This window comes from Enterococcus sp. AZ101, assembly GCF_050499005.1.
Lineage (GTDB): Bacteria > Bacillota > Bacilli > Lactobacillales > Enterococcaceae > Enterococcus_L > Enterococcus_L ureilyticus.
The window spans coordinates 1,676,086-1,689,955 of the sequence record NZ_JBMHEZ010000001.1; the positions used below are offsets into that span (position 1 = coordinate 1,676,086).

At 36.3% G+C, this 13,870-nt stretch carries 14 protein-coding genes; 12 read left to right on the forward strand and 2 right to left on the reverse strand.

All coding sequences use genetic code 11. The annotated features are described in order from the left end of the window. Nucleotides 1-192: 192 nt before the first annotated feature. The 11 genes from IGJ50_RS07935 (at nt 193) to IGJ50_RS07985 (ending at nt 11,705) form a co-directional block, all read left to right on the forward strand. Nucleotides 193-924 (forward strand): polyphosphate polymerase domain-containing protein, encoded by a 732-nt coding sequence (locus tag IGJ50_RS07935; RefSeq protein WP_429949782.1) that lies wholly within the window; start codon nt 193-195, stop codon nt 922-924. Between the two features lie 53 nt (nt 925-977). Continuing rightward, entirely contained in the window at nt 978-1,655 is a 678-nt protein-coding gene (locus tag IGJ50_RS07940) for a DUF4956 domain-containing protein (protein WP_069641420.1), read from the forward strand. A gap of 9 nt (nt 1,656-1,664) precedes the next feature. Then, nucleotides 1,665-3,515, forward strand: a complete 1,851-nt coding sequence (locus IGJ50_RS07945; RefSeq protein ID WP_429949784.1) for a carbohydrate-binding domain-containing protein — start codon at nt 1,665-1,667, stop codon at nt 3,513-3,515. Nucleotides 3,516-3,584: 69 nt separating this feature from the next. After that, nucleotides 3,585-4,148, forward strand: coding sequence for a DUF1269 domain-containing protein (locus tag IGJ50_RS07950; RefSeq protein ID WP_069641419.1), 564 nt, complete (start codon nt 3,585-3,587; stop codon nt 4,146-4,148). A gap of 151 nt (nt 4,149-4,299) precedes the next feature. Further along, nucleotides 4,300-4,983, forward strand: a complete 684-nt coding sequence (locus tag IGJ50_RS07955) for a response regulator transcription factor (RefSeq protein ID WP_069641418.1) — start codon at nt 4,300-4,302, stop codon at nt 4,981-4,983. 3 nt (nt 4,984-4,986) lie between these two features. After that, nucleotides 4,987-6,282, forward strand: a complete 1,296-nt coding sequence (locus tag IGJ50_RS07960; protein ID WP_069641417.1) for a sensor histidine kinase — start codon at nt 4,987-4,989, stop codon at nt 6,280-6,282. A 68-nt stretch (nt 6,283-6,350) separates the two neighbouring features. Next, nucleotides 6,351-7,283: a ribonuclease Z gene (gene rnz / locus IGJ50_RS07965; RefSeq protein ID WP_069641416.1), complete on the forward strand. Its 933-nt coding sequence runs from the start codon at nt 6,351-6,353 to the stop codon at nt 7,281-7,283. Nucleotides 7,284-7,295: 12 nt separating this feature from the next. Beyond that, a complete protein-coding gene (locus IGJ50_RS07970; protein ID WP_069641415.1) occupies nt 7,296-8,096 on the forward strand; it encodes an SDR family NAD(P)-dependent oxidoreductase in 801 nt (266 codons plus the stop codon). 21 nt (nt 8,097-8,117) lie between these two features. Continuing rightward, entirely contained in the window at nt 8,118-8,555 is a 438-nt protein-coding gene (locus IGJ50_RS07975; protein ID WP_069641414.1) for a LapA family protein, read from the forward strand. Between the two features lie 321 nt (nt 8,556-8,876). After that, a complete protein-coding gene (recJ, locus tag IGJ50_RS07980; RefSeq protein WP_429949786.1) occupies nt 8,877-11,189 on the forward strand; it encodes a single-stranded-DNA-specific exonuclease RecJ in 2,313 nt (770 codons plus the stop codon). Nucleotides 11,190-11,192: 3 nt separating this feature from the next. Then, the gene (locus IGJ50_RS07985; protein WP_069641412.1) at nt 11,193-11,705 is read left to right on the forward strand and encodes an adenine phosphoribosyltransferase; all 513 of its coding nucleotides are present in this window, start codon (nt 11,193-11,195) and stop codon (nt 11,703-11,705) included. Between the two features lie 76 nt (nt 11,706-11,781). On the opposite strand, the gene IGJ50_RS07990 is transcribed toward IGJ50_RS07985, so the two are convergent. Together IGJ50_RS07990 and trhA are read right to left on the reverse strand one after the other, a co-directional pair. Beyond that, complete coding sequence (locus tag IGJ50_RS07990; protein ID WP_069641411.1) at nt 11,782-11,982, reverse strand: hypothetical protein; 201 nt, start codon at nt 11,980-11,982, stop codon at nt 11,782-11,784. Nucleotides 11,983-12,142: 160 nt separating this feature from the next. Beyond that, on the reverse strand, nt 12,143-12,796 hold the full coding sequence (gene trhA / locus IGJ50_RS07995) for a PAQR family membrane homeostasis protein TrhA (protein WP_069641410.1): 654 nt from the start codon (nt 12,794-12,796) through the stop codon (nt 12,143-12,145). 130 nt (nt 12,797-12,926) lie between these two features. Here trhA and IGJ50_RS08000 point away from each other — a divergent pair, with 130 nt between their 5' ends. Next, entirely contained in the window at nt 12,927-13,769 is an 843-nt protein-coding gene (locus IGJ50_RS08000; RefSeq protein ID WP_069641409.1) for a DegV family protein, read from the forward strand. The last annotated feature ends 101 nt before the right edge of the window (nt 13,770-13,870 follow it).

Genomic DNA, 13,870 nt, shown 5'->3' on the forward strand with positions numbered 1-13,870 from the left:
AAAAGCACATAAGGATGAAGGCAGTCACAAAAGATCAAAACAAACTATGTACACCTGTTTCCAAATCATTTAATTAAGAAATAGACGATTAAATCATTTTATTGCTGTAAATGCAATAAAATGATTTTTTTTACTTTAAGCTTCATTTATGTTTGTTCTTATACAATGAATTTAGTTAAAGGAGGAATTACAATGGTTAAACTAAAAAATAGTTTTCACAGAAAAGAAAAAAAATATATATTGACGAATAGAATATATCAGCAATTAAGAGAAAAAATAGATCCTTATCTGCAAGAAGATGAGCACGGGCTACATACGATAATTTCAATTTATTTCGACACGGAAGACTATCAAATGATTCGTAACTCTATAACAAAACCAGTTTACAAAGAAAAGTTTAGAATTAGAAGTTACGGGATTCCAAAAGAAGAATCCACTGTTTTTCTTGAAATAAAAAAGAAAATCAGTGGTGTTGTTTATAAAAGAAGAGTAGCACTAACATATGAAGCGGCTCAAAATTACGTTCAAAAACCATATTCATTTAAATTGCAAACAGCTAAAGAACAACAAATCAAGCAGGAAATCGATTGGTTGTTTGCACGAAAAAGATTAAAACCAAAAGTAATGATTGCGTATGATAGGCGGGCCTTATTTGATTTAGAGAATGAAGATTTTCGAATCACGTTTGATTTTAATATCCGTTATCGACAAGATAGATTGACTTGTACAATAGATGATCAAGGAGAACGAGTAGCACCAGAAATCGATATTTTAATGGAAGTCAAAGCAATGGGCGCTTATCCATTATGGTTTTCAGAAATGTTAGCAGCACTAGAAATTTATCCGGTCTCTTTTTCAAAATATGCGCAAACTTATCAACGTTACTTATTTGAGCCCCATTCTAATTGGAAGAATTTTGGGTAAAGAGAAGAAATTGAACTATTTAATGTTTTTTTATATTAAGGAGGATTTTCAATATGTTGTCTAGTCTTTTAGTAGAAAGTTCAGTTGAAGTATCGTTCAAGGAACTTTTGATTTGTATTATGACTTCGGTTTTATTAGGTCTTTTAGTTGCTTGTGTTCATATGTATCGAAATGTTTATAGTAAAAATTTTGTGATCACATTAGCTGTCTTACCTGTCTTGGTTCAATTAGTCATCATGTTAGTTAATGGGAATTTAGGTACGGGTGTTGCCGTTTTAGGTGCCTTTAGTTTAATCAGATTTCGTTCAGTAGCCGGAGGAGCTAGAGAAATCACTAGTATCTTTTGGTCGATGGGAATTGGGTTGGCCACAGGTATGGGCTATGTTGGCTATGTCACACTATTTTCTTTAATCATTGCTTTATTTTTATTGATTTTAAACACAGTTCATTTTGGTGAAAAGCAAAAGGTGACAGAACGGGAAATAAAAATCACGATCCCAGAAGATTTAGATTATCCAGGATTATTTGATGACCTATTTCAAGAGTATACCTATTCTGCAACTCTAGACTCAGTCAAAACAACGAATATGGGCAGTCTTTATGAATTGCGTTATCGTATTACATTAAAAGATAGTCAAACAGAAAAAGAGTTGATGGATGCCATGCGCATAAGGAATGGAAATTTAACAATTATTTCAGGTAAGGTAGCCACAAATAGAGAAGAATTGTAGGTGAATAACATGAAAAAAGCGAAATTAGGTTTAACAGTCTTAACAATGCTCGTCTTTTTATTATCGGGCTGCACGAAAGAAGATCCAAATACAAACACGTTATCTTCAAAAAATTCAGAAGACGTTATTACTGTCGAAGATGCAAAAAAATCTACTGAAAATAAGTATGGTACTTATGATGAGGAAGACTTTGATGAAAGTTATGATGAAAGCTCCGCAACAAAAATTGAGTTAAAAAAGACGAGTGCAGAAATTGATGGTTCTGGCGCTTCAGAAAAAGATAACATCATCTCCATTACCGCAGGTGGTACCTATATTATTTCTGGAACGTATGATGGGCAAATAAAAATCAGTGCCAATAATGAACAGGTTCATCTAGTTTTAAATGAAGTGTCACTAACAAATGCCTCATCCTCTGCAATTTATGTAGAACAAGCAAAAAAAGTAATTACAACTTTAGCAGATGGCTCTAAAAATACGCTTATTGATAGTAGCAATTACACCTTTGCTTCTGCTGATGAAACGGAACCCGATGCAACTTTTTTCAGTAAAGATGACCTAGTCATCAATGGGAAAGGTACGCTAGACGTGACGGGCTCTTATGATAATGGTATTCGTAGTAAAGACGACTTAGTTATTACGAATGGCACCATTAACGTTACGGCTAAGAATAACGCGATCAAAGGTAAGGATTCGATTTCTATTGCAGGTGGTACTTTTTCCTTAAAAACAACAGAAGGTGACGCAATCCAAGCGAATAACAGCACTGATGCAGATAAAGGTTGGATTGCAATCGATGGTGGAAAATTTAACATTCAATCAGGAAATGATGGTATTCAAGCTGAAACGAACCTATCCATTTCGACTGCTAATATTACCGTTCAGACAGCTAATGGTTATGACGACCACACAATTGATACCACAGCTAGCTATAAAGGGCTCAAGGCTTCTGGAAACATCATTATTGATGATGGAAACTTTGATTTTAATGCCGCTGATGATACTATTCATTCGAATGCTACAGTAACCATCAATAATGGTCGTTTCTCTTTAGCAAGTGGGGATGATGGCATACATGCTGATACTGATTTAGTAATTAATAATGGTACGATAGCAATCAGCAACTCGTATGAAGGATTGGAAGGGGCTTCGGTTACCATTAACAATGGTACGATCTCTCTTTTGGCTTCGGATGATGGAATCAACGCTGCTGGGGGTAGTTCTGGTGAGTCAGAACAAGCAGGACAATTTGGTACAGATGCATTTGGTGAACCTGGCGGTGATGGAGATAGCACCAATTTCATCGAAATCAATGGTGGAAATATCTTTGTCAATGCAGATGGCGATGGCATTGACAGCAATGGGGATGTCCGGATGACGTCAGGTACACTAATAGTCAATGGACCGACCGATAATGGAAATGCGGCCCTAGATTATGATGGAACCTTTACTATGGATGGTGGTATGTTAGTCTCTAGTGGCAGTTCGGGGATGGCGATGGCTAGTAGTGACTCTTCTGCACAAGCTACATTAAGTCTTTACTTTGATGATACGAAAGCAGCAGGGACATTGATCAATTTAAAAAATGAATCGGGCAAAACAATTGCTTCAGTTGCACCTGAAAAGGCGTTTTCTCATATTGCCATTAGCTCACCTGACTTAAAAGTAGGGGAGACAATTACCTTATCAATCAATGGCAAAGATTCAGGCACTGTTAAAAACGGTTTATACAACAATAGCAACTACTCTAGTGGAACTGAATTGGCAAAAATTACACTGGAAAATGTAATGACTTCAGTTGATCAATCAGGCGCAAAAGTCAGTGGCGGACAAATGGGGGGGGGACAACCACCGAGGTAATTGATTTTTATTGCTTTAACAGCTGGTTTATTGATAGAATAAGAGTATCAAATAGAACGAGGTGGTTATATGTCTAAACGAGTTATTATTATGCACTTTGAAGTAGAAAGTCAAGCTTACCAAGCATTTTCAGAAATAAAGAAATTGTACGTAGAGAAAAAAATCAAAGGGGAACAAATGGCTGTTGTGACCCATATTAATGATGGCGTTCATCAATTCAAAATTGACGATTTCCTAGATTTCACAGGTAATGATCACACATCCAAAAATAGTATGATCGGAATGTTGATTGGTATTTTAGGAGGTCCTTTAGGAATTTTACTTGGTTGGTTTGCAGGAAGCTTATTCGGTGCTTCTCAAGATGCTAAAGAAATTCAAGGTGCTCAAACAGTCTTCGAACATGTGACGAAACAAATCGGTGAAGGGGAGACTGGCTTGATCTTAATCGCAGACGAAGATGACAATCGTCCGTTAAATCAGTTGATCATGAATGAACTAGGTGGAGAAATCACTCGTCTAGATTTTGAAGATGTGGAAAAAGAAATCACAGATGCCAAAGCTGTAGAAAAAGAAACAAAAGATTCTGCTGAAAAATCATGGCAAGATAAAAAACAAAACGCAAACGAGAATTAATTGCTATTTATTAGTAAAGTGAGCAGATCAAGGTGAAGACTGAAATTGTCTTTACCTTGACCGAATCATAAGACTAAGGGCTAAACTAGAAGACGTGAACAAGAGATTCTTTCTCTTCGTCTTCTTTTTTGATTATAAGGATGTGAAATAAATGTTGAAAATACTACTTGTTGAAGACGATGAAATTTTATCAGACAGTATTTTAGAAATTTTGTCAGAAGTAGGGGAAATCGTTCAAGTTTATGATGGAGAAGAAGCGCTATACGAAGCAGAACGAGGAATTTATGATCTAGTAGTGCTAGACTTAATGTTGCCATTAATGACAGGTGAACAAGTTTTAAGTGCATTGAGACAAAAGAATATCTACACGCCTGTTCTAATTTTGACTGCTAAAGATGGGCTAGAGGATAAAGTTAACGGGTTTAAAAATGGTGGAGATGACTATTTGACGAAGCCGTTTCATAGAGAAGAATTATTACTACGTGTTCAGGCGCTAGCGCGACGAGCACTTGGTATGAATGGAAACAATGAATTAGTCGTCAATGAGCTCCGTTTGGACCTTGATAATCGTCACGCAAGCTACAAAGGAAATGAGTTAACTCTGCAAGGAAAAGAATTTGATCTACTACATTACCTTATGCAAAATCAAGGACGGATCATCACAAAAGATCAATTATTTGACCGCATTTGGGGATTTCAATCAGATACAACGTTAACCGTTGTGGAAGTTTATATGAGCAACTTGCGAAAGAATTTAAAACCATTTGGTCTTGATCGCTGGATTAGAACTTTACGTAATGTAGGGTATCTTTTTGAAGCATCAGAAGGAGAGTGATTCATGAATAAGCAACTAAGTAAAAAACAAAGAGTCCATTACTTCATGATCAACCTGATTTCATTCGCAAGTATTTTCCTAGTCTTAGGGCTAATTGTGTTTCAATTAGTCCAAACGTCGATTTATCAATCGGTCGATAACGATCTGCAACGTTTAGCTAATGATCAAAAATTTTTACAACATCAGCTTTTGCAAACGGAAAGACTGCAAGGGAAATCCCCCCAGCTCAGTAAATTTGACACACCACCGCCCAATAACTTCCAGCAACAAGTAATTCTTTGGTCTAAAGATGGTGAAATCGTTAATGAATCTGAATTAGGTTCTCGTTTTTATGATTTTCAGAATTTAAAATTATCGACGGATCAGTTACATAAAGTTACCAGCGTTCAAACGAAAGATAGTAATGATCGTTCACTGCAATTTCATTCGATTACAATACCGATAGAAAATCAGGACCAAATAGCTTATATCCAATTACTGGTAAACACGGATCCCATCAAAGGGACGGTTGAACGTTTTAAGCAAATCCTAATTATTTGTATGGTTGTTTTTGGGCTGTTATCCATCGGATTAAGTTATTTTCTTTCTAAATGGTTTATGAAACCCATTTTGATCTCTTGGAAGAAACAACAAGAATTCGTAGAAAATGCTTCTCACGAATTAAGAACACCATTGACGATTATCCAAGCTAAATTAGAAAAGTTGTTTACAAACCCCAATCATACCATTTTAGAAGAATCAGAGACGATTGCTTTATCGTTAGATGAAGTTCAACGTCTAAGCCAATTAACGAGCGATTTGTTATTATTAGCACGCTCAGATTCGAATGCCTTGACCCTAGAAAAAACACCAGTAAAGATCAATTGCTTTTTAAATAATGTACTATTGCCATATCAAGAACTAGCGCTAGCAGAAGATAAAGCGTTTATGATCGATCTAGGTGAGGACCAACAAGTTGTTTTCGATAAAAAAAGAATTCATCAATTACTGATCATTTTGTTAGATAATGCATTAAAATATACTAAGTCTGGAGAAAAAATTGTTGTTTTTTCCAGCGTTAAAAATAATGAATGGTTGATCAAAATCAGCGATACGGGTATTGGCATTCTCGATGAAAAAAAGACAGCAGTGTTTGAACGTTTTTATCGTGGCGAAAGTTCTAGAAACCGTAAAACAGGCGGGTATGGCATTGGGTTGGCAATTGCTAAATGGATTGTTGAGGAACATCAGGGGAAAATTGAATTAACGGATACCACACCTAAAGGAACGACCGTTATTTTGCATTTTCCTGTAAAATAAATATTATTTGCTAAAGTGGGAACTTTCTTCTAAAATATAGAAGAAGTTTAAAGAAAGTTAGGTAGCCCATGGAATTACAATTTTTAGGTACAGGAGCTGGCGTTCCAGCAAAACATCGTAACGTAAGTAGTATCGCACTAAAATTATTAGATGAAAGAAATGCCGTTTGGTTGTTTGATTGTGGCGAAGGCACACAATTACAAATTCTAAAAAGTACGATTCGCCCAAGAAAAATCGAAAAAATATTCATTACCCATTTGCACGGAGATCACATTTTTGGACTTCCAGGTTTATTGAGCAGTCGTTCTTTTCAAGGCGGAAATGAAAAACTAGAAATTTATGGACCAGTCGGCATTGCAGAATATGTTCGAACGGCGTTGAAAGTTTCGCAAACACGACTTTCATATGAGCTGAAGTTTATTGAAATCACAAAAGAAGGAACGATATTTTCTGATAAACAATTTACAGTTACTTGCTCTCGCTTAGATCACGGCATTGAGAGCTTTGGTTATCGGATCATTGAAGCGGATCATGAAGGCGAGTTGCAAGTAGAAAAACTGACTGCCTTAAATATTCCTTCAGGTCCAATTTACGGAAAAATCAAACGTGGTGAATCTGTGGAGTTACCAGATGGACGGATAATCAATGGTCAAGATTTTGTCGGTGAAAAAAAACTTGGACGGATTGTGACGATTTTAGGCGATACGAGAAAATCCAATAACAGCGTCTCACTTGCGGAAGATGCCGATATTTTGGTTCATGAAAGTACATTCAACAAAGACGAAGCAAAAATGGCAAAAGCATATTATCATTCCACTAGTCACCAAGCAGCGCAAGTTGCATTAAATGCAAATGCCAAAAAGCTGATACTAACTCATATCAGCGCTCGTTATTTAACTGGGGATATTATTCAATTGGAAAATGAAGCGAAAGAAATTTTCCCAAACACAAAAATTGTGAAAGACATGGAAATTGTCGAAATACCATTTAGAGCTGAGTAAGGGGGCAACAAAATGTATACTGGACAAGATTTAACGGATAAAGTAGTGGTTGTAACAGGCGGTTCTGCTGGCTTAGGTGAACAAATTTGTTATGAGGCCGCTAAAAAAGGCGCAATCGTTGTCGTTTGTGCTAGACGAATCAATTTGATCGGAAAGGTGAAAGAAGCGTGTGAAGCTTTAAGTGGAAAAGATGCATTTTCTTTTCAATTAGATATTGCAGATCCTGAAAATGTGGAAACTGTTTTCGAAAAGATCAAGGCAGAAGTTGGGCCAATTGATGTATTAGTTAACAATGCTGGGTTTGGTATTTTTGAGAATTTTATGGATATTGATTTAGCTATTGCTAGAAATATGTTTGAAGTGAACGTTTTAGGTATGATGGTCTTTACACAAAAAGTCGCAATACAAATGGCGGAACGTGGAATAGGGCACATCATCAATGTAGCTTCGATGGCAGGAAAAATGGCTACAGCAAAATCAACTGTTTATTCCGCAACCAAATTTGCTGTTTTAGGTTTCTCAAATGCCTTACGTTTAGAATTAAAACCTTTAGGAATTTCTGTTACAACTGTTAATCCTGGACCGATTCAAACGGAATTCTTTGACAAAGCTGATCCATCAGGGGATTATTTAGCATCTGTAGATGTATTTGTGTTAGAACCTAATAAACTTGCCAAAGAAATCGTATATGTGATGGGTACTCATAAACGTGAGATCAATCGTCCACGAATCATGGAAGGTGCTTCTCGTTTATACACGCTGTTTCCACATATAGGAGATCTTTTAGCTGGTGGTATTTTGAATAAAAAATAATTTAACTTTGGAGGAAAAAACATGAAAAATCAGTGGCGTGTGTTTATAGGGCTTTTGTTGGTCCTGATTGTGGTCATTTTCGCAGTGTTGAATAACCAGACAGTTCCAGTCAGTTTTGGTTTTACAAAAATTTCAGGTCCATTGATTCTGATTATTCTGGGCTCTGCAATTGTTGGGGCTTTGATTGGCTTACTGACCTCAACAACAACTATGTGGAAACAAAAAAAACAAGTGAAAGAATTAAACAAAGAACTCGAAGTTTATAAAAACGATGCCGATACCTTAGCAAAAGAAGAAGTGGAAAAAGTTAAACGTGCATATGAAAATCAATTAGCTGAACTGCAGGCTAAATATGATGAAGTAGCGGCTCAAATACCTATTGAACCTGTTGTAGAAACTGAACCTGTCGGGAGTCGTATCGATCATTTTACTAAACCAAGAAATAATGAAGAAGTATAACTAAAAAGTGGAAATAGCCAGGCTCTTCGAACCCAAGGTTGGGACAGAAGTGTTTAACCCCGGAAAATAAGCTGGAATTCACGAAAATTATTTTTCAAATTTTTGTGAATTTCAGTTTGTTTCCAAATGATCTGCTTCTGCTCACACCGTTTATTCGGATTCCTTGAGGCTGAGATGTAACTCATAGAGTTATGTCTCAGCCTCGGATTTTGATCCGATTGTTCAAATCCAAACAAAGACTTTTCATTTACAACTCTTTTAAGATACTTTCTTTAGTTTTCTCATTCTATTTGCTATAATTACTTGGTTAGGAGTGACGTCGTGAAAAAAGCAAAATATACATGGCAATTGCGTGAAAAAACAGAGTTGCCTGAAGAATTTTCAACTATACTAACGCAAGAACAAATAAATCCATTGCTAGGCCAACTATTATGGCATCGCAATATCCAATCAACAGAGGCCTTAGAAACATTTTTACGTCCAACCGTAGAAAATCTTTATGACCCTTTTTTACTGTATGATATGGAAAAGACCATAACAAGAATTCAAGATGCCGTAGCGCAAGGCGAAAAAATCTTGATTTACGGTGACTATGATGCTGATGGCATTACGAGTACAACTGTGATGAAAGAAGCAATCGAGTTGATTGGTGGAGAAGTAGACTACTTTTTACCTAACCGCTTTATTCATGGTTATGGTCCAAATTTAGCGGTGTTTAAAGAGCAGATCGAAAAAGGGGTTCAATTGATTGTCACAGTAGATAATGGTGTAGCAGGTCATGAAGCTATTAATTATGCGATGGAACAAGGCATTGATGTCATAGTTACAGATCATCATGAATTACCGCCAGAACTACCAAACGCGTTTTCGATCATTCATCCAAAACATCCCAAAGGACACTATCCTTTTGGGGAATTGGCAGGCGTTGGCGTAGCCTTTAAAGTCGCAACTGCTTTATTGGGAGAACTACCTGCTGAATTTCTTGATTTAGTTGCGATTGGAACCATTGCGGATCTAGTTTCATTGACAGATGAAAATCGAGTCCTTGTAAAAATGGGATTGGAGATGATTCGAACTGGTGAAAGAATCGGATTGGATATTTTGATTCATTTATCTGAGTTGAAAAAAGAAGCGATTAGTGAAGAGAATATTGGTTTTACGATTGCACCACGCTTAAATGCTTTAGGTAGATTAGGCGATGCCGCTCCAGGTGTTGAATTAATGACAACATTTGATGAAGAAGAAGCGGAACGAATCGCAACATTCATCAATAGTCAAAATGATGAGCGGAAAGAGATTGTTGCAACAATTACTAAAGAAGCGTTCGAATTGATTGATCCGATTGATCAAATCCACATTGTCGCAAAACAAGGATGGCATGAAGGGGTTCTTGGAATCGTAGCTGGAAGAATCATGCAAGATACTGGAAAACCAACGATCGTATTGACGATTGATGAAAAAAATGAATCAGCTAAAGGGTCTGGACGCAGTGTTTCAGCTTTGAATTTATTCAATGCGTTAAGTGAAATTCGTGAAGAATTTATTCATTTTGGCGGTCATCATATGGCGGCAGGGATGACACTCCCTGTAGCAAATCTTGATACAGTGAAGAAACATCTAGCAAATTATCTAGAAATAAACCAAATCGACTTATCCCAAGGACAAGAATTACTCGTTGATGAGTCACTGAACGTCGATGAAGCAACACTAACGTTTATTCAACAACTAAAAATTCTTGCTCCCTTTGGAACAGATAATCCAGTACCCAATTTTCTATTTGAAAATGTGTCTATCGAACAGAGTCGGCAAATTGGCGCAGATAAAAGTCATCTTAAATTTCAATTAAGTCAAGGCAGTACTAGATTAGATGCTATTGCTTTTCAAATGGGCAATCAAGTAGACGAGTTTGGTCAAGGGACGACGAATCTTGTTGGTCAGTTGTCGATCAACGAATGGAATGGAAACAAGAAGCCACAGCTAATGGTCACTGATTTTTCAGTTGATGGGGTTCAGCTGTTTGACCTTAGAGGGAAAAATGGCCGCCAAAAAGAAATACCTGTTTCAAATACATTATATGTTTACTTCAATTCTGAGAGCAAAAAATTGATCGATGATCCGGCTAGTCAGCAATTGCTTGTCAGCCAAGCTGATGAGGCTATAGCAATGATCAAGAGTACTAATCCTCAGCAACTTGTCTTTGTGGATTGTCCTGATGATCTTAATGTATTAAAACAAATTACGCAAGGTGGTAAAATAGAGCGTGTTTATCTGATGGCAATTTCCCAAGAAGAAGCTTATTTGAATGGAACAGGAACAAGAGAACAATATGCACAATTATACAAATTCGTCAGACAACAAGAGCAAGTTGATGTTCGTTATAAGCTGAATGTGGTGGCACAGCATCTCAAGATACAAGAAAAATTATTAATATTTATGATTCAGGTGTTTTTTGATCTAGGATTTGTTACAATAGAAAACGGTGTTTTAAGAAAAGTTGAGAGTCCTGAAAATCATCCTTTGACGGAAAGCAAGGTCTATCAAACTCGCTTAAAAAGAATCAAAACAGAAGAGTTTTTGTTATACAGCGATCGTGAGACATTACAACAATGGCTGTGGCAAGAGGAGGAAGTATAAAAGATGGATTTAAAAAATTATATTGCTAGTATTCCAGATTATCCAGAAAAAGGCGTTATTTTCAGAGATATATCGCCGTTGATGGCCAATGGTGAAGCCTATCGTGAAGCAACAAAACAAATTGTAGATTACGCAAAAGAAAAAAGAATCGATATGGTTGTAGGACCAGAAGCACGCGGATTTATTGTTGGATGTCCAGTTGCATATGAATTAGGTGTTGGTTTTGCGCCAGTCCGCAAAAAGGGAAAGCTCCCTCGTGAAACGATTGAAGTAACATATGACTTAGAATACGGAACAGATACATTAACGTTGCACAAAGATGCAATTCAACCAGGTCAACGTGTCTTGATTTGTGATGATTTATTAGCAACAGGTGGTACGATTAAAGCGACTATCGAACTGATTGAGTCATTGGGCGGGATTGTCGTAGGATGTGCTTTCTTGATTGAATTGATGGATTTACATGGTCGGGATAAAATTACTGATTATGAAATCGTGACTTTGATGGAATATTAAAAAATGATCTTTACTTTAGAGTCATCTAAAGTAAAGATCATTTTTAGTTAGTTAAGGAAAATATATAAGATTCAATCTAAGGGTACTTACGATATACATAATGTTGATGTTCATTTTTTTTTCGTGTATGAGAGTATCTTTTTTCATCCCACAACATAAACCATATAATAAACAGAGGGCTGACAATAAGTAAAGCGGATCGTAATCCTAATGTTCCTAAGAAAATACCAATAATCAATACAACAAATAATAACCCACCACGACGAACTGCTTTCATTCTTGATCACCTCATAATTTTTATCGAACAAACGTTTGTATAGTTATTATACGAATGTTTGTTCGGTTTGTAAAGAGATAAATACAAAAAAAGTCCTTCTTTTTTGATGAATCAAAAAGAAGGACTAAAAACCCTTTAGAATAAAGAATTACTCATCGAGCTAAGTATAAAATAAAATTGAAAAGAACATGAACCCCGCACCCAGCATAACGAACAAATGCCAAACTACGTGCATAAAGCGAACACTTTTTAAACTATAAAATGCAGCCCCTAACGTATAGGAGACCCCACCTGCAACTAGTAAGGCAATACCGATAGGCCCCAAAGAATCATATAAAGGTTTCGCAGCAATCACACAAAGCCAACCCATGATAATATAAATAACCGTTGAAACATTTTTTACTGTTTCTTGCTTATGTAGTGTTAATGATTTATACACCACACCACTAATTGCCATGACCCAAATAAGAACAAACAGTAACCAGCCAAGCCAACCTTTGATGCTTAATAAGCAAAATGGAGTGTAACTTCCAGCAATCAATAAGAAAATCGAACTATGATCAAAAACTTGAAAAACCTTCTTAGCCTTAGTAAAAATCAAACTATGAAATAAGGTAGAAGACAAAAACAAGAGAATCAAAGTTGATCCATAAATCGCATAAGAAACGACATGAACAGCAGAACCAAGGCGGGCACCTTTGACAAGCAAGATTACTAATCCTGCAATACTTAAGCCAGCACCGATCCCATGTGTCACTGCATTGAGCACCTCATTTACAATCATATATTTTCTCGAGAATTTTGCTTTTTCCAAGAAATCAACTTCCTTCATTTTAATTTGGTGAAAAATAATTCTTTGTCTGTTATAATAAAAATAGACATTTAAGCCTCAAAAGTATTTTACCACGAATTGAGGTTGTTTTTAAAGAAAGAGTGATAAAATTATGACAAATGTTAAAATTGTGACGGATTCTTCTTGCACAATGCTGAAAAGTGTACGCGATGATTTAGATATTCAAATGATGCCTTTATCTGTGATGATCGATGGTGTAGTATATGCTGACGATGATCATTTAGAAGGCGAACATTTTATGGAACTGATGAGCACAGCCAAAGCTTTACCTAAAACCAGTCAACCCCCAATCGGTGAATTTGTAGAGCTCTATGATCGTTTGGGAGCTGACGGTAGTGAAGTCGTTTCAATCCACATGACTAAAGGTTTAAGTGGTACAGTAGAAGCCGCAAGACAAGCAGGAAACCTTAGTTCAGCTAATGTTACTGTAATTGACAGTGATTTTACGGACCAAGGATTATCCTTTCAAGTTATCCAAGCAGCTAAATTAGCGAAAAATGGTGCAAGTGTTCCAGAAATTTTAGCTGAGATCAATCATGTCAAAGAAAATACAAAACTATTCATTGGGATCTCCACATTAGATAATCTAGTTAAAGGTGGCAGAATCAGCCGAACAACGGGGCTTTTATCTAGCATTTTCAATATGAAAGTAGTCATGGATTTTGATCATACAGAATTGATACCCGTTGCTAAAGGCCGTGGCTTGAAAACATTCAACAAATGGTTTGAGGAGTTGAAAAACGAATTGAGCAATTTGCCTAATGTACGACAAATCGGGATTTCTCATGCAGATGGTTTAGAGTTAGCCAACGGATTTAAGGAAGGTCTACAAGCTCTATTTCCAGAGATGGATATCCCAGTATTACACACGAATCCAGTAATTGCCACTCATACAGGCAAAAGTGCTTTTGCTATCATGTACTACACAGACTGAGTTTTGAGCAGATCAAACTGATCTGCTTTTTTTAATAAGATTTTACTGTACAAATAGACTCAAAATAGAGATAATTTAATTAGAATAAAAAAATCCAAGGC